Origin of the sequence: Streptomyces rubellus (assembly GCF_036323805.1) — a bacterium.
In the GTDB taxonomy this organism is placed as follows: Bacteria; Actinomycetota; Actinomycetes; order Streptomycetales; family Streptomycetaceae; genus Streptomyces.
In genome coordinates this window covers 42,635-62,179 of sequence record NZ_JAZDCX010000021.1, presented here as the reverse complement: position 1 = coordinate 62,179, position 19,545 = coordinate 42,635, and the positions used below count along the sequence as shown (strand labels likewise).

Here is a 19,545-nt window from a genome sequence, read left to right as displayed (position 1 = left end):
CTGAGGAGGCGGAAGAGGATGACGGCGATGGCCGGGACCGGCTGGACGAGCGTTCCGTGGTGACCTGGCGGGACGCGGGGGCGCCCGCCGTACACGCCGTCCTGGACAAGGCCGCGCACGAGAACTTCCCCGTCGCCCCCCGCTTCCTCCCGCGTGCCTGGCGGGAGGACCTGACCGCCGTCTACGGCTGCGTCCGGCTGGTGGACGACATCGGCGACGGCGAGCTGGCCCCCGGCGGCCGGGACGCCGCGGCGCTGGGAGTGGAGCCCGGCCGGGCCGCCGACCGTGCCGCGCTGCTCGACGCCTTCGAGGCCGACCTGCGGCGCGCCTTCCGCGCCGCCGGGGCCGCCGGGACCGGGCGCGCGAGCGCGGACCGGGACTTCCCGGAGGGCCCGCGCCACCCCCTGCTGCGCGCCCTGGTGCCGACCGTGCGCCGCCGCGGGCTGACCCCGGACCCGTTCCTCGCCCTGGTCGAGGCCAACCGGCGGGACCAGCGGGTCCACCGGTACGGGACCTGGGAGGAACTGCTCGGCTACTGCGCGCTGTCCGCCAACCCCGTCGGCCGGATCGTCCTGGCCGTCACCGGCACCACCACCCCCGAACGGGTCCGCCGCTCCGACGCCGTCTGCACCGCCCTGCAGGTGATCGAGCACCTCCAGGACGTCGCCGAGGACCTGGCCCGCCAGGACCGGATCTACCTGCCCGCCGAGGACCTGGAGCGCTTCCGGGTCACCGAGTCCGATCTCGCCGCCCCCACCGCGAACGCCTCGGTGCGTGCGCTGGTCGCCTACCAGGCGCGGCGTGCCCAAGAACTGCTGAACGAAGGAGTCCCACTGGTGGCGAGTCTTCCCGGAGTGCCGAAACTCCTCGTCGCCGGGTTCACCGGCGGCGGGCGGGCGGCCCTGCGCGCCGTCCGGTCCGCCCGGTACGACGTCCTGGCCGGCACCCCGCGCCCCACCCGCGCCGGTGTGCTGCGCGAGACCGCGACGGTCCTGGGACAGGCCAGGTGAGCGGGGCCGTGGCACGTACGGCCCGGGCGGCGCAGCCCCCGCAGGTCTTCGCGGCCTACCGCTACTGCGAGGCCGTCACCGCCCACCAGGCCCGCAACTTCGCCTACGGCATCCGGCTGCTGCCCCCGGACCGGCGGCAGGCGATGTCCGCCCTGTACGCCTTCTCCCGGCGCGTCGACGACATCGGCGACGGCACCCTGGACCCGGCGGTCAAGAAGGACCGGCTGGAGGAGACCCGCCGGCTGCTCGGCCTGGTGAAGGACGGGAAGCTCCCCGAGGACGCCACCGACCCGGTCGCCGTCGCCCTGGCCGACGCCGCCCGCCGCTTCCCGATCCCGCTGGGCGGGCTCGACGAGCTGATCGACGGCGTCCTGATGGACGTGACCGGCCGGACGTACGAGACCTGGGAGGAACTGCGGGAGTACTGCCGCTGTGTCGCCGGTGCCATCGGACGGCTCTCCCTGGGCATCTTCGGCACCGTGCCGGGCGCGCCCGGCGCCGAGCGCGCCCCCCACTACGCCGACACCCTCGGCCTGGCCCTCCAGCTGACCAACATCCTCCGCGATGTGCGCGAGGACGCCGTGGAGGGCCGCACCTACCTGCCCCGCGAGGACCTCGAGGCCTTCGGCTGCGCCACCGCGCCGCTCTGCCAGGCCCTGCCGCCCGGCGCCGACTTCACCGGGCTGGTCCGCTTCGAGGTGCGGCGCGCCCGCGGCCTGTTCGCCGAGGGGCTGAGGCTGCTGCCGCTGCTCGACCGCCGCTCCGCCGCCTGCGTGTCGGCGATGGCCGGGATCTACCACCGCCTGCTCACCCGTATCGCCCGCGACCCCCATGCCGTGCTGCGCGGCCGGATCTCCCTGCCGGCCCGGGAGAAGGCGTACGTCGCCGTGCGCGGGCTGGCCGGGCTCGACGCCCGCCGGGTGGCCCGCCGTACCGCGCACCGCGCCGCCCCGGGGGAGACCCGGTGACCGCTCCGGAGGCGGCTCCGCCGACGGTTCCGGAGCCGGTCGGCTCCCGGGCGGTGGTCGTCGGCGGCGGGCTGGCGGGCATCACCGCGGCGCTGCGCCTGGCCGAGGCCGGGATCGGCACCACCCTGGTGGAGGCCCGGCCCCGGCTGGGCGGCCTCGCCTTCTCCTTCCGGCGCACCGGCGCCGCCGGTGAGCTGACCGTGGACAACGGCCACCACGTCCACCTGCGGTGCTGCACCGCCTACCGCTGGTTCCTGGAGCGGATCGGGGCGAGCGCGCTCGCCCCGGTCCAGCGGCGTCTGGACATTCCCGTGCTGGACGCCGCCCGCGGCAGAGTGGGGCGGCTGCGCCGCACCGCCCTGCCCGCTCCGCTGCACCTGGCGGCCGGGCTCGCCCGCTATCCGCATCTCTCCCCGGCCGAGCGGCTGCGGGCCGGGCGGGCCGCGCTCGCACTGAAGCGCCTGGGGACGGTCGATCCGGCCGATCCCGCCCTGGACGGCACGGACTTCGCGAGCTGGCTGCACCGCCACGGCCAGTCGCCGCGCGCGATACGGGCGCTGTGGGACCTCGTCGGCGTCGCCACCCTCAACGCCCGAGCCCCGCAGGTCTCGCTCGGGCTGGCCGCGATGGTCTTCAGGACCGGACTGCTCACCGAACCCGGCGCGGCGGACCTCGGCTGGTCCCGGGTCCCGCTGGGGCGGCTGCACGACACCCTGGCCGGCGAGGCGCTGGAGCGGGCGGGCGTCCGCGTGGTCCGGCGGGCCCGGGTCCGGGAGCTCACCCCGGAGCCGGACGGCACCTGGCGGATCACGGTGGGCGCCGGCGGGAGCGGAGACGCGGACGGCGGGGGCGGAACGCTCACCGCCGGCACGGTCGTCCTGGCCGTCCCCCAGCGCGACGCGCACCGGCTGCTGCCGCCCGGCGCGCTGCCGGAGCCGGACCGGCTGCTGCGCATCGGCACCGCGCCGATCCTGAACGTCCACGTGGTCTACGACCGCCGGGTGCTGCACCGCCCCTTCCTGGCCGCGCTGGGCACCCCCGTGCAGTGGATCTTCGACCGTACCGAGGCGTCCGGGCTGCGCGCCCCGGGCGGCACGGACGGAGGCACGGGAGGCACCGCGGACGGGAGCGCGGGGGCCGGCCCCCAGTACCTGGCGTTGTCCCAGTCCGCCGCCGGCGACGAGATCGACCTGCCCGTCGCCGTCCTGCGCGAACGCTATCTGGCCGAACTGGCCCGGCTGCTGCCCGCCGCCCGCACCGCGCGGGTGCGGGACTTCTTCGTCACCCGGGAGCGGACCGCCACCTTCGCCCCCGCACCCGGCGTCGGACGGCTGCGGCCCGCGGCCCGCACCGACACGCCGGGAGTATGGCTGGCGGGGTCATGGACCGCCACCGGCTGGCCCGCGACGATGGAGGGCGCCGTGCGCAGTGGACTGACCGCCGCCCGGGAGGCGCTGGCCGCCCTGGGCCGCCCGTACGAGGACCCGTACGGCGGGCCGCATGACGGCGTCTTTTCGGAGGCGGCGTGAGCACGACACCCACGACAGAGGAGACCCTGTGACCCCGGCGACCACCAGGACCCAGACGGGCACGGCCGACGACACCGCGAGCGTCGTCGCGCTGCTGGAGCGCGGCCGTACGCTCGCCGCGCCGCTGCTGCGCTCCGCCGTGGCGCGGCTCGCCTCGCCCATGGACACCGTTGCCGCGTACCACTTCGGCTGGATCGACGCCCAGGGCCGGCCGGCCGACGGCGACGGGGGCAAGGCGGTGCGTCCCGCCCTCGCCCTGCTGTCGGCCGAGGCCGCGGGCGCCGCGCCCGAGACCGGGGTGCCCGGCGCGGTCGCCGTCGAACTGGTCCACAACTTCTCCCTGCTCCACGACGACCTGATGGACGGCGACGAGCAGCGGCGCCACCGCGACACCGTCTGGAAGGTGCACGGCCCCGCGCAGGCCGTCCTGGTGGGCGACGCCCTGTTCGCGCTGGCGGGCGAGGTGCTGCTGGAGCTGGACACGGCCGAGGCGGCCAGGGCCACCCGGCGGCTGACCCTGGCCACCCGCAGACTCATCGACGGCCAGGCGCAGGACATCTCCTACGAGCACCGCGAGAAGGTCACCGTCGCCGAGTGCCTGGAGATGGAGGGCAACAAGACCGGCGCGCTGCTGGCCTGCGCCAGCTCCGTCGGCGCGGTCCTCGGCGGCGCGGACGACGCCACCGCGGACGCCCTGGAGGCCTACGGCCACCATCTGGGGCTGGCCTTCCAGGCCGTCGACGACCTGCTGGGCATCTGGGGCGACCCGGCGGTGACCGGCAAGCGGACCTGGAGTGATCTGCGGCAGCGCAAGAAGTCCCTGCCGGTCGTCGCGGCCCTGGCGGGCGGCGGCCCGGCCGCGGGGCGGCTCGGAGAACTGCTGGCCGCGGACGCCACCAAGGACCCGGCGGAGTTCGAGGACTTCAGCGAGGCGGAGTTCGCGGCGCGGGCGGAGCTGATCGAGGAGGCCGGCGGCCGTGAGTGGACCGCGGAGGAGGCCCGCCGCCAGCACGCCGCCGCCCTCGCCGCCCTGGACGGCGTCACCGGGATGCCGCCCGGGGTCCGCGACCAGTTCGCGGCCCTCGCGGACTTCGTCGTGGTCCGCGAGGGCTGAGCCGGAAGCGGGTGGGACGCGGGCGCGCGCGGCGCGGCGGCCGTCCGGGGTCAGTCCTCCAGCAGGCGCGCCCGCAGCCGCTCGCGGAGGGCGGGGGTGAGGCCGAGCCCTTCGGCGAGGTACGCCTCCACTCCGCCCCAGTGGTCCTCGATGGTGTCGAACGCCGTGTGCAGATAGGCCGGGCGGGCGTCGAAGAGCGGGGCGAGCAGCTCCATCACCTCCGGGGACATCCCCTCGGCCGCCTCCGGGGAGCGGTACACCCGGTAGCGGCGGTGCGGGGAGTTGGACTCAAGGTAGTCCGCCTCGATGGCCTCCCGCTCCACGCCCAGGGCCAGCAGCGTCACGGCGACCGACAGTCCGGCCCGGTCCTTGCCGGCCGCGCAGTGCATCAGGGCCGGGACGCTGTCCTCGGCCAGCGCCCGCAGCACCCGGCCGTGCTCGGCGGTGCGGTCCCTGATGATCGCCCGGTAGGACTCGGCCATCCGGGCCGCCGCCCGCCCGCCGGAGAGCGCGGCCCGCAGCTGGGCCAGATCGCCCTCGCGCACCATCGTCCAGAACTCGGCGCCGTCGGCGGGGTCCGACAGCGGGATGTTCACGTTCCGCACCCCGGGCAGCGCCACGTCGGGGCCCTCCAGGGCCTGGTCGGCGGCGTTGCGGAAGTCGAAGACGGTGTGGAGCCCGAGCCGGGCGAGGAAGGCGGTGTCCTCCTCGGTGGCGTGGGCCAGATGCCCGCTGCGGTAGAGCACGCCCGGCCGCACCCGCCGCCCGTCGGCGGTCGGCAGCCCGCCGACGTCCCGGAAGTTGCGCACGCCGGTCAGTACGGGTTCCACGGTCTCGAACGTCACGGCCACTCCTCGTCCTCGGGCCCTTCCGGGCCGTCTCCGGTGCTCCCGGAGCTCTGCGCGTCCTTCTCCCCGGGGCGGTGCCCCGGTGCGCCGCTCCCCGTGCACGGACCCGCGGCGACCACTGCGACCATACGGCATGGCCCCGCGGCCGGGCCGGTGCGCCGACGGACCGGCGGCACCCGAGGCGGGGGCGACGCCGGGGACCGGGAGGAACGGGAGGGCAGGCGGTAGGACATGGACGACGGACTGTTCCGGCTGCCGCCCGTGGCGGTGGCCCCGGGCGCGGTGCACCTGCCCGGCCATCTGGACCCGGCCGCGCAGCGGGAGCTGCTGGCCGCCTGCCGGCGGTGGGCACGGCCGCCCGCCGGGCTGCGAACCGTACGGATGCCCGGTGGCGGCGAGATGTCGGCACGGCAGGTCGGTCTCGGCTGGCACTGGTATCCCTACGGTTACTCCCGGACCGCGGTGGACGGCGACGGCTCGCCGGTCAAACCGTTCCCCGACTGGCTGGGGAAGTGGGCCCGGCGGGTACTGGAGGAGGCGTACGGGCGGGCTCCGAGCGGTGCCCACGGTGCCACCCCGTACGACCTCCCGTACGACCTCGCGCTGGTGAACTTCTACGACGACCGGGCGCGGATGGGGATGCACCGTGACCGCGACGAGGAGTCGGACGCCCCCGTGGTCTCCTTCAGCCTCGGCGACACCTGCGTCTTCCGCTTCGGCAATGCGGGCGGCCGCGGTCGCCCGTGGACCGACGTCGAACTGCGCAGCGGGGACGCCTTCGTGTTCGGCGGCCCCGCGCGGTGGGCCTACCACGGTGTCCCGCGGACCCGGTCCGGTACGGCACCGCCCGCGCTCGGACTGCGGGGACGGGTCAGCGTCACGGTCCGGCAGCGGTGACCGCCCCGGCCGTTGCCGACGGAGCGGGCTCACTCCCGCCGGGAGACTCCGGCCGCACACGCGGAGGACAGCAGCTGGGCGTCCAGGAGACTGCCGTCCATGAACCGGCTGCCCCTGGAGTAGGCCCCGAGGACCAGCTTCGCGAGCGGCAGTGCCCCGGCGGGCCGGCGCAGCAGCGGCCCGGTCCACGACGCGACGGACGCGTCGAGCTCCGCGGCCGGTACCACCCTGTGGAGGACGGACAGCTCGTGCGCCCGTTCTGCGTCGAAAGGGGCGCAGGTCAGGATGAGCTCGCGGATCCTGGCGGCCCCCGCCTCGCCGATGAGGCGGGGCAGGACCCCTCCCCAGACCGGTGCCACGCCGAGCGCGACCTCGGGGAGCCGGAAGCGGCAGGTGTCCGCGCCTATTCGCAGGTCGCAGAAGACCGCGAGGGCAAGACCGGCGCCGATGACCCTGCCGTGCAGCCGCGCGACGGTGACCGCGGTCGTGGTGTCCAGGGCCTCGCACACCCGCCGGGCCTTGTCCATGATCACCCGCAGCTCCGCACCGGTGGGGTCGGCCCCGAGTGACGTGGTGAACTCCTCACGGTCCGCACCCAGGCAGAAGTCGTCCCCGGCGCCCGACAGGACAAGCACCCGGATCCCGGGGCGGTCGTTCAGCCCACCGAGCACGGTGAGCAACTCGTCCAGGACCTCGGCGGTCAGGGTGTTGCCCGTCTCGGGGAGGTTCAGCCGGACCCGCAGCACGGGGCCCTCCCGGCTGACGCGGAGTGTCTTGTAGCGGCCTTCGTACCGGTCGCCGGGGTGGTCTTCGGGCCGGTCGTCGATGCTGGGGGTCACGGATACCTCAGGGTGTTGTCACCGGCAGTGTCAGCAGGCGGCGGAAGGCCACCCGCGGCGCCCACTCGGGTCTGCGGGCGAGCCGGAGTGCGGGGAAGCGGCGCAGGAGAGCGGTCAGCAGTGTGGCGGCCTCCAAGCGCGCCAGGGGAGCTCCGAGACAGTAGTGAATGCCGCCGCTGAAGCTCAGGTGGGTCGCCCTGCGGCGGATGTCGAAGACCTCGGGATCGTCGTGGTGGGCGGGATCCCGGTTGGCCGCGCCGACCATGAGGTGCACCATCTGGCCGGCGCGGACATCGATGCCGGCGATGTCCGTGTCCCTGCCGGCGACCCGGCTCACCACATGCGTGGGGGCGTCGTAGCGCAGCACCTCCTCGACCGCCGCGGGCACCTGTCCGGGGTGCGCGCGCAGCCACGCCCACTGCCGGGGGTGCTCCAGGAGGAGCCGCACCATCGTCGACAGCAGCGTCGAGGTCGTCTCCAACGCGGCCAGCAGCACGAACAGGGAGAGGTAGTACACGGCCTCGTCGGCGGCCTCCCGGTCGGGCTCCACCTCGTCCCAGGCGCGTATCCACGCCGACACCGGATCGCCACCGGGCTTCGCGCGCCGCTCGCGCACCAAGGCGGTGAAGTACTCGCGCAGCCGTGCCGTCGCGGCGTCGGAGAGCGCCAGCTGGCTGGCGGAAGGCAGCAGTTCCTGCGCGAACACCTGGTCGTGCGTCAGCTCGCGCAGCAACGGGTAGTCGGCGACGGGCAGCCCGAGCCACCGGCCGATGACGGCCACCGGCAGCTCCTCGCTGACCAGTTCGCCGAAGTCGGCCTCGCCGCACTCCAGTTCGTCCGTGAAGCGGTCGAGCAGTCCCTCGGTGATCTCTTCGGTCGACAGCCGAATGTCCTCCAGGGAGCTGCGGTCGAACATGTTCCCCGCGGTTCTGCGGACCCTGGTGTGCTCCGGGGGGTTGAGTCCCGGCAGTGTCCGGCTCATTTCCCGGGAGGAAGGCGCGTTCCAGCGTCTCGACTCTCCCTGGCGGGCGCGCCATCCGCTGTCCGGCACCAGCCAGTCCCGGCTGCGCAGGATCCGGTCGCACAGCCCGTAGGAGGTGATCAGGTAACCGCCCCAGGGAGCCGGGACGACCTCTCCCAGTGAGCCGAGCTCGGCGTAGTGGGAAAACGGATCGGCCTGTCCCTTCGGTGTCCGCAGCCGGGATAACAGTGCGACCACGGAGCGTCGGTCGACGGACTGAGCTATCGCAGGCTCCACAGCGGGGGACTCCCTTGAACGGTCAACTGAATGGCCAGTTCTGCCTACCCGCGAACTTTATTGTTCATGTGTGTTCAAAGGATTGCATTCTGTTACATACGTCACATTCCCTTCAGCCAGGACAGGAAGGTGCTCCAGCGGTTCGTCCTGGCCTGCTGGGGGTGTTGCCGTCCGGCCGACGCGGGCCCGGCACCCTGGCCGATCGCGGCGGAGGGCCGCCGGGGCGGCGAGACCGGTGTGAAACGGACGGGCAGCGCGGTGAGGGTCCTGCTCCAGGGCGTCGGCTGCCACATCAGGTCCTCGAAGGCCACGGCCAGGTCGACGTCCGTCATACGGTTGAGCAGCCTCTCGATGGCCGCGACCCCGATCAGGATGGCGGGGTCCTTGGCCGGGCAGACGTGCGGGCCCGCGCCGAAGGCAAGATGCGCCTTCCCCCTGAGCGAAGAGGAGTTGTCGGAGAGGACGGGGTCCGTGTTGGCGGCCGCGAAACTGATGACGACGGGCTGGTCGGTCTCCAGCACCCTGCCGTCGAGTTCGGCGTCCTGCACCGGATAGTGAACGGCGTAGTTGGCGATGGGGGCGAACCGCCACAGCACCTCGTTGACGGCGTCCTCGACCAGCAGTCCGGTCGAGTACTGGGTCCCCGAGTACTTCTCGTCGCCGAGCATGAGAGCGGCACCGGTGCTGATGAGGGACATCAGGGGCGCCGTTCCGCCGGACAGCAGCGTGACGAGCTGATTGACCAGTTCGTCGTCGGAGAGACCCGCCGGGTGCTCCATCAGCCGGGACGTCACGTCGTCGCCGGGTGCCTTCCGCTTGAGGGCGACCAGCTCGTGGAGGGCGGTGCCGAGGACCTCGTTGGCCCGCTCGGCGTCGATCCCCTCGAAGATCCCGGAAATGCCGAAGATGACCCGGTCGCCGACATCGGCCGGGCAGCCGAACAGTTCGCTGTACACCAGCAGGGGAAGTTGCTGGGCGTAGTCGGCCACCAGATCGGCCCTTCCCCCGGGCCGGTCGGCGAACCGGTCGATGAGGTAGTCGGCGACGCGCTCGACATGGCGGCTCAGCCGGTGCGGGTCCACCGTGGCCAGGCTGTCCGTCACCGCCTGCCGCAGCCGTGCGTGCTCGGCGCCGTCGGAGAACAGGGCGTTGGGCCGGTACGCCATCATCGGCAGGGCGGGGCTGTCGGCCGGGACCCGGCCCTCCCGCAGGGCGCGCCAGCGGCGCGAGTCCCGCACGAAGGTGCCGGGATTCTGGAGTATCTGCAGAGCGGCCGGATAGCTCGTCACCAGTTCGGCCTCCACCCCCGGGGCCAGCTCCACGGGCGCGCTGGCGCCGAACCGGCGCAGATGGGCGTAGTAGCTCTCCGGGTCGGCCCCGAACTCGGCGGTGTACAGGGGGACTCGGCCGTGGGCCGGGCAGCCGGGCGGGGGCTCCGGGGCTCCGGGGTGCTGCTGCATTGTTTCTTCGTGCTCCTAGCTGAGGCGGGAGTGGAGATACCCCACGAGAGTGATCAGTGCGTCGGCTGAGGACTTCTGGTCGCGGACGTCACAGGGGACGATGGGCACGTCGTCGGGCAGGTTCAGTGCTTCGCGGATCTCGTCCACGGAGAAGGTGCGTGTTCCGTCGAAATGATTCACGGCCACGGTGCACGGCAGTCCGTACTGCTCCACCAGATCCAGGATCGGGAAGGAGTCGCCCAGACGCTCCGGGTCGACGAGGACGAGAGCTCCCAGCGCGCCCAGGGAGAGGTCCTCCCACAGTTGTTTGAAGCGCTCCTGGCCGGGAGTGCCGAACAGGTACAGGACCAGCGTCTCGCTGAGGGTCAGACGGCCGAAGTCCATGGCGACCGTGGTCGTCGTCTTGTCCGGCGTCTCCGAGAGATCGTCGATTCCCACGCTGGCCTGCGTTATTAACTCCTCGGTGCGCAGCGGAGTGATCTCGGAGATGTTTCCGACGAGGGTCGTCTTCCCGACGCCGAAATGACCGACGATGAGAATCTTCACCGCCGTCTGTACGGATGCCCCCACATACAGGTTGTCATGCGAAGTGGCTTCGGAGGCCATGCAGCACATCCTCAAGAAGTTGCCTGTCGGCGCGCTCGGCGACAGGCACCGGCGCGCGGGTGTAGATGAGCTTGCTTTCCGCGAGGTCAGAGAGAACGACCCGGACGACTCCCAGCGGCAGGCCGGTATGCCCGGCGATCTCCGCGATCGAAAGGAAGCCGCCCGAGCACAGTTCCAGGATGCTGCGGCTCTCCGGGTCCAGTACCCGACTCTGCTGAGCCTTCTCGGACGCCGTGACCAGTGTCGTCACCGAGAATTCCCTGTCCGAGGGAAGAGTGCGGCCGCTCGTGATGACGTACGGCCGCACTAACTCGCCGACCACCTCGAAATCAGGCTCTTCAGTCACTTGCCCTCGACATTCTCACGAGGAGGTGTGGTCAGTTCCTTACCGAGTCGCTGTACGAGTTGCTGCATACGGAAAGTGATGTCACCCATGTCGACATCGGCCGACGCCGACACGGCGAGGTACGCGCCCTCGCCGGCGGCGACGAGGAACACCCACCCGTGGGAGAACTCGACGACGGTCTGTCGCCAGCGCGAGGGGTGTCCGGGGTCGACGAACTCGGCCGTGGTGCGGCTGAGGGACTGCAGGGCGCTCATCGCGGCCGACACGGTGTCGGCCAGATCGGGGCTGACGTCCTGGGTCTTCCCCCTGCGCAGTCCGTCGGCGGAGAGAAGGATCGCGTGGCGTGCCCCGGGTACCTTGAGAACGTCCTCCAGCATCCATGACAGGTCCTGTGTGATCATCACGATTCTGTTCCTTCATGGCTTGCGGCGGTGGGCCGTCGACCGGTCTGCGTGCCGCGCTGGAAGGCGGCCATCCGGGCGGCGGCCCGCTCGTTGTCCAGGTCCCCGTGGTCAGGCGTGTCCTCCGGGGCGGACGGCTCCTGCCGGGTGCGCGCGACGGCGACGGGTTCCTGGCGTGCGGCCCGCTTCGGCAGGCCGTTGGTGGTGCGCTGGGGGGAGCGCGGCGTGTCGGCCGGGCCCTGCGGGGTGGCGGTCACGACCGGGCTGTTCCTCCGCTCGGTGCTCTCTGTGGTCAGGAGCTCTTCGGGGAGACGCACAACCGCTCGCACGCCGCCGTAGGGGGAGGTGGAGCTGACGTCCACGCTGAAGCCGAAGCGGTCGGCCAGTTCCGCCACCACCGGGAAGCCGAACTGTGGGGGATTGCCGAGGTCGGAGAGGTCGGGTTTGAAGCTGCCCGAGAAGAGCGCGGCGGCCCTGCGCTTGTCCTCCTCGCTCATGCCGACGCCCGCGTCGTCGATGACGATGCACAGTCCCCGCGGGACGGGCTGGAGATTCACCTCGATGGTCGTCCCGGGAGGCGAGTAGCTCGCGGCGTTCGCCAGCAGCTCGGCGACCGCCAGTGCCACGCCGCTGACCGCGCCGGGGACGACGGCGAAGCTGCTCTGGGAACGGATCTTGACACGCTCGAAGTACCGAATCTGCCCCTGGGCGCTGCGGACCACGTCGTAGACGGAGGCGGGCTGTTTGCGTCGCCCGGAGAACCCGCCGCACAGGACGGCGATGCCCTGGGCGCGCCGGGCGAACTGCGCGTTGGTGTGGTTCACGTCGAGGAGCGACTGCAGGATCCGGTGCCCGCCGTACTCCCGCTGGAGGTTCTCGAGGACGACCTGCTGCTCGCCGGCGAGCCCCTGGAGGGTGCGCATGGCGGACTTCAGGACCGCCGCGGTCCTGGCGTCGGCACTTTCCTGCGCTTCTCTGACCGCCTGGTCGTGCCGCTTCTCGAGCTCGCCGCAGCGGGTTTTCAGTTCTGTTAATTCCGCGCGCTGCTGCACGGCCTTCCGTCTGCCGCGGGTGATTACCACTGCGGCAACGAGCGCTACAGCGATCAGGCTCCAGAGGAGGGGGTCCTGCAAGTGCTGTGTCATGAGCTCTCTTCTGCTGAGGGGCTACAGGGTGGCCGGACGTCGGGTAGCCACAACTGAGGGATGCGAAAGAGTGCACGGGGGGCAGCCGATCATGCTCCTTGCCTTCCGGATGCTACTGGGGCCGTCGGTCACGACGGGTCCCGGTGGAGTAACGGCCGATAGGTGCGGAAAGATGACTGTTTTCCTCGGAGGCATGATTGCGTGGCAAGTGCTCCTCGATCCTAGCCCACGGTTTGACGCTGTGACCAGGGATATCTGTCCGGCTTTGGTGTGCTTGAGATTGTTTCGCCCCCCTCCCTTTTGTGGATGTTTTGAGGGGGCGGCTCGCCGGAAATGTGACCGCGATGCCGTCATGCGAAGTCACCTTCCTCCGGTTGTTCCGGGGAATACCGGACATGGGTGCCTATCGTCCGCTTGGGGGGCCGCGGAGCGGCTCGGCGCGGCGGTCCGCGCGGTCCGCGGAGAAGCCGCTCAGCCGCCGGCCTCAAGCCGGCTTGAGGCCGGCGGCTATGCTCGGCGCCATGACCGACCGAGACGGACGCCTTTCCATCGGCGAGCTGGCCGCCCGTTCCGGCCTGGCCCCCTCCGCCCTGCGCTACTACGAGGAGCTCGGACTGATCCACTCCGAGCGGACCTCGGGCAACCAGCGCCGCTACCCCCGTACCACGCTGCGCCGGGTCGCCTTCGTACGGGCCGCCCAGCGGGTCGGCCTGTCCCTGGAGGAGGCCGGAGCCGCGCTGGACCGGCTGCCCGTGGACCGGGCGCCCACCGCCGGCGAGTGGAACGCCGTGGCCCGCACCTGGCAGCGGCGGATCGACCGAAGGATCGCCGAGCTGGAGCGGCTGAAGGAGCGGCTGACCGGCTGCATCGGCTGCGGCTGCCTGAGCCTGCGCAGGTGCGCTCTGTCCAACCCGCGCGACGTCGCCGGGACGCACGGCCCGGGCGCCCGCTATCTGGTGGAGGAGGACCGGCCGGAGCCGGAGCCCGCCCGCTGAGCCGCGCGGGCACTCCCGGGCCGCGGGACCCGGGCGGGTACGGACCGCGGCCGCCGGACGGAACCGGGGGCCGGTGCCACCGGACGGTACCGCCGGGACACGGCCCGGTCAGGGACACCCGACCCGCCACCGGGCGGCCCCGGCGCTCCGGCGCCCCCGCCGGGACGCCGTCACTGACCGGCCGCCATGGGCATCGCGCACACCAGGCTCTCCGGCGGCCCCGGCCGCGCGTAGTACCAGCCCTGGGCGGAGTCGCAGCCCAGCCGGCGCAGCTGTGCGGCCTGGGCCGCCGTCTCCACGCCCTCGACCGTCACGGCCAGGTCGAGGGCGTGGGCCAGCGAGACGATGCCGTCGACGACCTTGAGGTCGACGGGATCGGCCGGATCCTGCTGGAGCCCCTGGGTGAAGGAGCGGTCCAGCTTCAGCGTGCTCGCGGGCAGCCTGCGCAGACTCGCCAGGTTGGAGTAGCCGGTGCCGAAGTCGTCCAGGGCGATGCGCACCCCCAGGTCGGCGAGCCGTCTTAAAGGCTTCAGCTCGTCGTCGTCGGCCCGGATCAGGGCGCTCTCGGTGACCTCCAGGCACAGCGAGGACGGATCGAGCCCGGCGTCCCGCAGGACCGCCACCGTCTCCGTGACCAGTTCCGGGTGGCGCAGCTGCCGCGGCGAGAGGTTGACGTTCACCCGCAGCGGCCGGGTGCCGCCGATGCCCCGCACCTGCCACTCGCACGCCTGCCGCACCGCCTGTTCCAGCACCCAGCGGCCCAGCGGGACGATCAGCCCGGTGTGCTCGGCCAGCGGGATGAAGCGGTCCGGGCCCAGCACCCCGTGGCGCGGATGGGCCCAGCGCACCAGGGCCTCGGCGCCCTCCACACTGCCGTCCGCCATCCGCACCAGCGGCTGGTACTCGATGAAGAACTCCTCGTTCTCCAGGGCGGCGGGCAGATGGGTGGTCAGCGTGTGGCGGCTGATGGTGCGGGCGTCGGAGTCGGGGTCGGCCAGTTCGTAGCGGTTGCCGCCCCTGGCCTTGGCCCGGTACATGGTGATGTCGGCGCTGCGCAGCACCTCCGCCGGGGTCAGCTCGGCGACCGGACCCTCGACGATGCCGATGCTGGCGCGCACCGTCAGCTCCCGGTCGCCCAGGCAGATCGGGGAGGACAGCGCGTCCAGCGCCCGCCGGGCCAGGTCGGTCACCTCCGAGCGCGCCACCGGGTCGCTGACCAGGGCGACGAACTCGTCGCCGCCGATCCTGGCGACCAGATGGCGCTGCGAGGCCACACAGCTCTGCAGCCGCTCGGCCACGTTCACCAGCAGCCGGTCGCCCATGGCGTGACCGAGGCTGTCGTTGACCGTCTTGAACCCGTCCAGGTCCAGGTAGCACAGGCCGATCCGGGTGGTGCCGGAGCCCGGGGAGAGGGCCTGCTCCAGGCGCTCGAAGAACATCGTGCGGTTGGGCAGGTCCGTCAGCGCGTCATGGGTGGCCTCGTAGCGCAGCCGCAGGTTCAGCAGCCGCCGCTCGGTGATGTCCTCCATCAGCGCCAGCATGTACCGCGGCTCGCCGTCGGGGTCGCGCAGCAGCGAGACGTTCAGGTTGGTCCACAGCACCGTGCCGTCGCTGCGCGTGTACGGCTTCTCCATCCGGTAGTGGTCGCGCTCGCCGCGCACCAGCTCTTCGTGGATCCGCCAGACGCTCGGCGAGTCGTCGGGATGGACCCAGTCGGAGACCTTGCGGCTGCGCACATGGTGCTCCGAGCCGCCGAACATCCTCGCGAGCGCGCCGTTGACGTCGAGGATCCGCCCGTCCATGTCGGCGATCCCGATGCCGATCGTGGCGCCCTCGAAGACCGCCTTGAACCGTGTCTCGCTCTCGTGGAGGGCCTTCTCCACGGCCTCCCGGGCGGCGAGCGCCGCACGGGAGAGGGCCTCCTGCTCGGACCGGGTGCGCTCCTGCAGAGCCTGGGCGAACCCGGCCGAGACCGCGTGCTGGAGCCGGGCGCAGCGCGCCCGCCCCTCCTCGGTGGGCAGCACCGCCGGATCACTGCAGTACAGCAGCAGGTAGGCGTCCACCACGCCGAGCACCTGCGGCAGCGAGTCGGGGGACGTGCAGTGCGCCTCGACCAGCGCCGCACCCACCTCGCGGCCCGGGGAGGGGTCGAAGGGGCGGCCGTGCAGGGCGTCGCCGAGCAGGTGCGCCAGCGGGAGGAGGAAGTCCTCGAACTCCGCGCGGGTCATCGACGTGGCCGTGGCGGGGTAGACCGCGCGGCTCCAGATCCTCGCGAAGCGGCGGTACCCGTCGTTCCGGTCTGTGGAGCCGTCCGGCGCGGGAGCGCGGCCGGACCCGGAGAGCTCCTGGGCGGACGGGTTCACGCCTTGCGTCCCACGCCGCCGAAACCGGTGTAGGCCACTGGGTCCTCCTCCTGGTCGGCCGGGGCCTCCGGATGCCAGTCGGGCATGGAGACCAGGCCGGGCTCGACCATCTCGAAGCCGTCGAAGAACCGTTCCACCTCGGAACGGGAGCGCATGATCAGCGGTGAACCGATGTTGCGGTAGACGCCCTCCACCCGGTCCCCCTGCTCGGGCCGGCGCGGGCCGCCCTCGACCGAGGCGTGGGTGAGGATCAGCAGACTGCCGGGGGCGAGCTCGTCGCGCAGTTCGGCGACCTTCCCCCACGGATCGTCGGCGTCCTGCAGGAAGTGCAGCACCGCCACCAGCAGCAGGGCCACCGGCCGCTTCAGGTCGAGCAGTCGGCCGACCTCCTCGCTGCCGAGGATGTCCCCGGGGTCCCGGAAGTCGGCGGCGACGATCCCGGTGCGGTGCTCGTCGCCCGTCAGGACGGCCCGGCTGTGGGCGACGGCCACCGGGTCGTTGTCCACGTAGACGACCCTGGCCCCGGGGTCGGCGGCCTGGGCGACCTCGTGGACGTTGCCGAAGGTCGGTATCCCCGAGCCGATGTCCAGGAACTGGGTCACCCCCTCGCGGACGGCGAAGCGGACGGCCCGGCGCATGAAGGCCCGGTTGGCCTGCATGATCTTGGGGAGTCCGGGGAACGCCTCGATGGCCCGCCGCGCGGCCTCCCGGTCGGCCTCGAAGTTGTGCGATCCGCCCAGGTAGTAGTCGTAGATGCGGGACACGCTCGGCACGGACAGGTCGATGCCCTGCGGAGCCCAGGCGGGACGCTCCATCAAAGTCTCCAACTGATCGCCGAATATGACAATGGGACTCCAGAGGCTACTGATCCCAGGCGGACAGGTACACGGAAACGAGCCGACGACGTTCCGGTCGCAACCCGCTACGTATAGCTTGCCCCGGTTCCTCCGTCCGGTTAATCGCGGCGGCGGTTGTGTTTTTCGCCGACCGCGGGGGATACCCGGGGAGAATGAGCACCAACGACCACAGCGAACTCCCCTTGCCCGACTACGACCAACTGTCCGTGGGCGAACTGGAGCACCGCGTCCGGTCCCTTCCGCATGAGGCTCTGGAACAGCTGCTCCGTTACGAACGCGAACACGCGGACCGTGCCCATGTGACCGCGGTGCTGACGGCCCGTCTCCGCCAGCTGGAGGAGGGCAGCCCCCAGTCACCCGGCAGCAGTGTGCCGCCCTCCGCGCCCAAGGGCGAGCCCGGCGGCTCCCCGGTCAGTCCGGCGACCTCGCCGGAACCGTACAACCCGCCGCCGCACGGCACCCCCGACCAGCCCGCCAGGCCGGTGGGCAACCGCTTCCGCTGAGGCGGTGACCGGGGAGGCTCCCCGGTCCGCGGCGAGCACGTGTGCCGGGCGCGGAGGCCGTCGGCTTCCCGGCGGAGCTTCCAGGCCACCGCGCCGGCCGTCCGGCCCGCGGTGGCCGCGAGCCCGTGGCGGGCGCCCGCCCCCGGAGGCCTTCCCCTCCGGGGGCTTCGCCGTGGCCGGGCGCCGGTGTCCGGCCGGACGTCAGCCCTCCGCGGCGCGGGTGGTGGGCAGCAGCCGGCGGATGTCCGGCGGCAGGACACGGCAGACCTTGAGCATCAGCTCGGGGGAGACCGCCGCGTCCAGCACCTCCAGCACCGCCGTCGCCTCCCGTATCGCGACGTCCTCCGAGGCCCGGGACCGCCAGGCGACCCGTCCGGCGAAGGCGGTCAGGTCGAACGGCTCGCCGCGGGTACGGGACTCGGCCCGCTGCCGCGGGGACGCCTCGTGCCCGGCCACCACCCTGCGCAGGGGCTCCGCCGCCTCCGTGGGCAGCTGGGCGGCGAGATGGTCGGCCACCCCGTCCGGTACGCGTTCGGCCAGCGTCTCCAGGGTGGCCCGCAGCGCGCGTTCCGCCGCCTGCCGGTCGGGCAGGTCCGCGTGTGCCTGGACCTGACCGGTGAGTTCCTCGTAGCGCATGGTGGACACCTCTCTTCCCGTCTCTCCCGGTGTGCCGGGTCCTCCTCCCCGGCGGGTGACCGCCCGGAGGGGCGCCGACACCTGTCGTTTCCCGTGCGGCACATCGGGCACGCGTCAGAAATCGGACCAATCGGAGGTGAGAGACGTGCCGGGACGGAAGGAGCTCCCCTCGACCCTGGAGCGCTCCCCGGAGGAGGCGCAGCGCACCTGGATCAAGGCCCACGACTCCGCGGTCAAGGAGTACGGCGAGGGCCGGCGCGCCCATCAGACCGCCTACGGCGCCCTCAAGCACAAGTACGAGAAGGTGGGCGACCACTGGGAGCGCAAGGAGGGCGGCCGCAAGGGCCCGTCCGACGAGCGGTCCGCCACCCCGCGCGGGAAGGGCGGACACAGCGGTGAGGGCGTCGACGAGAACGCGAGCAAGGAGCATCTGTACTCCATCGCCCGGCGGCTGGACATCAACGGCCGTTCCCGGATGACCAAGGACGAACTCCTGCGGGCCATCCGCAAGGCCAACCGCTCCAGGACCCGCCAGGCGCGCTCCTGACCCGCTGGTCCCGGGCCCGGTCGGCACCGGGCCGGCACCCGCCCCGCCGTTCCCGCCGCTCCTCGGCGGGAACGGCGGGGCGGTCCTCGTCCGGCGCGGCCGTCGGCGGCCGCGCCCGCGCCGCGCAAAGAGCCGCGTCGGCGGGGAACGCGCGGACCGCCACCGGCGGCATGACCGTCCGCGCCCGCCCGTCACCGAGCGGCGCGGACTCCGCGCGGAGCACGGGCTCCTCCACGGCCGGAACGTGGAGGAGCCCGGCCCGCGGCGGCGCCCCGCGGCCGCTCAGCCCACGTACCGGCGGGCGGTGGAGCGGCGCTGCTCGGCCTCCAGCAGCCGCAGCCGCTCCTCGACCCCCGCGGGCACCACCCGGCGCTCGCGCAGCACCCACGGCAGACCCGCCAGGGCCCGTCCGAACGCCCGCGCCGAGGACGCGTCGCGCGGCACCGTACGGGCCAGGTACCAGGTACGGCGCAGCGCCGCGGACAGCGGACGGCGCAGCCAGGTGAACCACAGCGTGTTCCGCAGCCCGTCCACCCGGCGCCCGGTGGCGTCCCGGACCGCCGAGGGCGCGTGGTGGACCGTCAGCTCCTCGGCGTAGGCCAGCCACCAGCCCCGGACCGCCAGATCGGTGGCCAGCAGCTCCTCCTCGCCGCCCAGCCACAGCCGGGGCGAGAAGCCGCCCGCCGCGCGGAACGCGTCGGTGCGCAGCACCGTCGCGGCGGCGAGGAAGGAGCCCAGCGCCGGACCGGGCAGCCAGTCGGGGCCGGGCAGCGGCGAGTCGCGCAGTTCGGCGACGATCGGGTCCTCGGCGCCCTCGGGTTCCACCACGATGCGCGCCGTGACCGCCGCCAGGTCCGGGTGCCCGTCCAGCAGGTCGGCGGCCGCCGCCAGCGAGCCCGGCTCCCACCAGGAGTCGTCGTCGCAGAAGGCCACATACGGGGTGGTGACCCGCGCCACCGCCACATTGCGGCCCACCGCCCCCAGGTTCCGCTCCGCCCGCAGCAGCCGCACCCACGGATGGACGCGGGCCACGGTCTCGGGGGTGCCGTCCGTGGAGGCGTTGTCGACGACGAACACGGCGGGCCGCTCGGGCAGCTCGGCCAGCCGGCCGAGGGTGCGCAGCAGCTCCGCGCGCCGGTTGTGGGTGATCACCACGACCGAGACCCGCGGATCGGGGCCGGGCGCCCCGGGCGCCTCGGAGGACAGGGGCTTCGCGGTGGGCT

The 19,545-nt window shown here is 73.0% G+C and carries 20 protein-coding genes; 8 read left to right on the top strand and 12 right to left on the bottom strand.

The genetic code is table 11. From position 1 onward, the window contains the following. The first annotated feature begins 59 nt into the window (after positions 1-59). Genes hpnC through V1L54_RS22465 form a run of 4 tightly spaced genes read left to right on the top strand, consistent with a single transcriptional unit; the run spans position 60 to position 4,621 of the window. Positions 60-1,010: a squalene synthase HpnC gene (gene hpnC, locus V1L54_RS22480; RefSeq protein ID WP_330119894.1), complete on the top strand. Its 951-nt coding sequence runs from the start codon at positions 60-62 to the stop codon at positions 1,008-1,010. Positions 1,011-1,018: 8 nt separating this feature from the next. Beyond that, positions 1,019-1,978 carry a presqualene diphosphate synthase HpnD gene (gene hpnD, locus V1L54_RS22475; protein ID WP_330119893.1) on the top strand — a complete coding sequence of 320 codons (960 nt, stop codon included), beginning with the start codon at positions 1,019-1,021 and terminating at the stop codon, positions 1,976-1,978. Then, positions 1,975-3,507, top strand: a complete 1,533-nt coding sequence (hpnE, locus tag V1L54_RS22470; protein ID WP_330119892.1) for a hydroxysqualene dehydroxylase HpnE — start codon at positions 1,975-1,977, stop codon at positions 3,505-3,507. The genes hpnD and hpnE overlap by 4 nt, the downstream gene beginning before the upstream one ends. Then, the gene (locus tag V1L54_RS22465; RefSeq protein ID WP_330119891.1) at positions 3,479-4,621 is read left to right on the top strand and encodes a polyprenyl synthetase family protein; all 1,143 of its coding nucleotides are present in this window, start codon (positions 3,479-3,481) and stop codon (positions 4,619-4,621) included. Before hpnE ends, V1L54_RS22465 begins: the two co-directional genes overlap by 29 nt. Positions 4,622-4,671: 50 nt before the next feature. On the opposite strand, the gene V1L54_RS22460 is transcribed toward V1L54_RS22465, so the two are convergent. Continuing rightward, positions 4,672-5,466, bottom strand: a complete 795-nt coding sequence (locus tag V1L54_RS22460) for a tyrosine-protein phosphatase (RefSeq protein WP_330119890.1) — start codon at positions 5,464-5,466, stop codon at positions 4,672-4,674. Positions 5,467-5,700: 234 nt separating this feature from the next. Here V1L54_RS22460 and V1L54_RS22455 point away from each other — a divergent pair, with 234 nt between their 5' ends. After that, positions 5,701-6,366 (top strand): alpha-ketoglutarate-dependent dioxygenase AlkB family protein, encoded by a 666-nt coding sequence (locus V1L54_RS22455; protein WP_330119889.1) that lies wholly within the window; start codon positions 5,701-5,703, stop codon positions 6,364-6,366. A gap of 29 nt (positions 6,367-6,395) precedes the next feature. Here V1L54_RS22455 and V1L54_RS22450 read toward each other — a convergent pair whose 3' ends face one another. The 7 genes from V1L54_RS22450 to V1L54_RS22420 all read right to left on the bottom strand — a co-directional run bounded on the left by V1L54_RS22450 (position 6,396) and on the right by V1L54_RS22420 (position 12,421). After that, positions 6,396-7,205 (bottom strand): enoyl-CoA hydratase/isomerase family protein, encoded by an 810-nt coding sequence (locus V1L54_RS22450; protein WP_330119888.1) that lies wholly within the window; start codon positions 7,203-7,205, stop codon positions 6,396-6,398. 7 nt (positions 7,206-7,212) lie between these two features. After that, positions 7,213-8,424 (bottom strand): cytochrome P450, encoded by a 1,212-nt coding sequence (locus tag V1L54_RS22445; RefSeq protein WP_330119887.1) that lies wholly within the window; start codon positions 8,422-8,424, stop codon positions 7,213-7,215. A 140-nt stretch (positions 8,425-8,564) separates the two neighbouring features. Beyond that, a complete protein-coding gene (locus V1L54_RS22440) occupies positions 8,565-9,923 on the bottom strand; it encodes a cytochrome P450 (RefSeq protein ID WP_330119886.1) in 1,359 nt (452 codons plus the stop codon). Between the two features lie 15 nt (positions 9,924-9,938). Next, positions 9,939-10,529: a GTP-binding protein gene (locus V1L54_RS22435; RefSeq protein ID WP_330119941.1), complete on the bottom strand. Its 591-nt coding sequence runs from the start codon at positions 10,527-10,529 to the stop codon at positions 9,939-9,941. Beyond that, the gene (locus tag V1L54_RS22430) at positions 10,504-10,875 is read right to left on the bottom strand and encodes a DUF742 domain-containing protein (RefSeq protein ID WP_330119885.1); all 372 of its coding nucleotides are present in this window, start codon (positions 10,873-10,875) and stop codon (positions 10,504-10,506) included. Before V1L54_RS22430 ends, V1L54_RS22435 begins: the two co-directional genes overlap by 26 nt. Next, positions 10,872-11,273, bottom strand: a complete 402-nt coding sequence (locus V1L54_RS22425) for a roadblock/LC7 domain-containing protein (RefSeq protein ID WP_330119940.1) — start codon at positions 11,271-11,273, stop codon at positions 10,872-10,874. The genes V1L54_RS22430 and V1L54_RS22425 overlap by 4 nt, the downstream gene beginning before the upstream one ends. Before the next feature lie 2 nt (positions 11,274-11,275). Next, entirely contained in the window at positions 11,276-12,421 is a 1,146-nt protein-coding gene (locus tag V1L54_RS22420) for a sensor histidine kinase (protein WP_330119884.1), read from the bottom strand. A 521-nt stretch (positions 12,422-12,942) separates the two neighbouring features. On the opposite strand from V1L54_RS22420, the gene soxR reads away from it, so the two are divergent. Then, positions 12,943-13,416, top strand: coding sequence for a redox-sensitive transcriptional activator SoxR (gene soxR, locus V1L54_RS22415; protein ID WP_330119883.1), 474 nt, complete (start codon positions 12,943-12,945; stop codon positions 13,414-13,416). A gap of 170 nt (positions 13,417-13,586) precedes the next feature. Here the strand turns inward: soxR and V1L54_RS22410 are convergent, their stop codons facing one another. Together V1L54_RS22410 and V1L54_RS22405 are read right to left on the bottom strand one after the other, a co-directional pair. Next, positions 13,587-15,779, bottom strand: a complete 2,193-nt coding sequence (locus V1L54_RS22410) for a putative bifunctional diguanylate cyclase/phosphodiesterase (RefSeq protein WP_330119882.1) — start codon at positions 15,777-15,779, stop codon at positions 13,587-13,589. Next, positions 15,776-16,594 (bottom strand): SAM-dependent methyltransferase, encoded by an 819-nt coding sequence (locus V1L54_RS22405; RefSeq protein WP_330119881.1) that lies wholly within the window; start codon positions 16,592-16,594, stop codon positions 15,776-15,778. The genes V1L54_RS22410 and V1L54_RS22405 overlap by 4 nt, the downstream gene beginning before the upstream one ends. A gap of 194 nt (positions 16,595-16,788) precedes the next feature. On the opposite strand from V1L54_RS22405, the gene V1L54_RS22400 reads away from it, so the two are divergent. Continuing rightward, positions 16,789-17,139, top strand: coding sequence for a DUF8129 domain-containing protein (locus V1L54_RS22400; protein WP_330119880.1), 351 nt, complete (start codon positions 16,789-16,791; stop codon positions 17,137-17,139). A 201-nt stretch (positions 17,140-17,340) separates the two neighbouring features. Here V1L54_RS22400 and V1L54_RS22395 read toward each other — a convergent pair whose 3' ends face one another. Continuing rightward, the gene (locus V1L54_RS22395) at positions 17,341-17,775 is read right to left on the bottom strand and encodes a DUF2267 domain-containing protein (RefSeq protein ID WP_330119879.1); all 435 of its coding nucleotides are present in this window, start codon (positions 17,773-17,775) and stop codon (positions 17,341-17,343) included. A gap of 145 nt (positions 17,776-17,920) precedes the next feature. Here V1L54_RS22395 and V1L54_RS22390 point away from each other — a divergent pair, with 145 nt between their 5' ends. Next, positions 17,921-18,322 carry a ChaB family protein gene (locus V1L54_RS22390; protein WP_330119878.1) on the top strand — a complete coding sequence of 134 codons (402 nt, stop codon included), beginning with the start codon at positions 17,921-17,923 and terminating at the stop codon, positions 18,320-18,322. A 282-nt stretch (positions 18,323-18,604) separates the two neighbouring features. On the opposite strand, the gene V1L54_RS22385 is transcribed toward V1L54_RS22390, so the two are convergent. Continuing rightward, complete coding sequence (locus V1L54_RS22385; protein ID WP_330119939.1) at positions 18,605-19,528, bottom strand: glycosyltransferase family 2 protein; 924 nt, start codon at positions 19,526-19,528, stop codon at positions 18,605-18,607. Positions 19,529-19,545: the final 17 nt, after the last annotated feature.

What these genes read in the sequence shown, in the direction of transcription:
- V1L54_RS22400 (WP_330119880.1), top strand. Translation starts at nt 16,789, where the DNA reads ATGAGCACCAACGACCACAGCGAACTCCCCTTGCCCGACTACGACCAA.
- V1L54_RS22455 (WP_330119889.1), top strand. Translation starts at nt 5,701, where the DNA reads ATGGACGACGGACTGTTCCGGCTGCCGCCCGTGGCGGTGGCCCCGGGC.
- V1L54_RS22465 (WP_330119891.1), top strand. Translation starts at nt 3,479, where the DNA reads ATGACGGCGTCTTTTCGGAGGCGGCGTGAGCACGACACCCACGACAGA.
- V1L54_RS22440 (WP_330119886.1), bottom strand. Translation starts at nt 9,923, where the DNA reads ATGCAGCAGCACCCCGGAGCCCCGGAGCCCCCGCCCGGCTGCCCGGCC.
- V1L54_RS22405 (WP_330119881.1), bottom strand. Translation starts at nt 16,594, where the DNA reads ATGGAGCGTCCCGCCTGGGCTCCGCAGGGCATCGACCTGTCCGTGCCG.
- V1L54_RS22395 (WP_330119879.1), bottom strand. Translation starts at nt 17,775, where the DNA reads ATGCGCTACGAGGAACTCACCGGTCAGGTCCAGGCACACGCGGACCTG.
- soxR (WP_330119883.1), top strand. Translation starts at nt 12,943, where the DNA reads ATGACCGACCGAGACGGACGCCTTTCCATCGGCGAGCTGGCCGCCCGT.
- V1L54_RS22420 (WP_330119884.1), bottom strand. Translation starts at nt 12,421, where the DNA reads ATGACACAGCACTTGCAGGACCCCCTCCTCTGGAGCCTGATCGCTGTA.
- V1L54_RS22435 (WP_330119941.1), bottom strand. Translation starts at nt 10,529, where the DNA reads ATGGCCTCCGAAGCCACTTCGCATGACAACCTGTATGTGGGGGCATCC.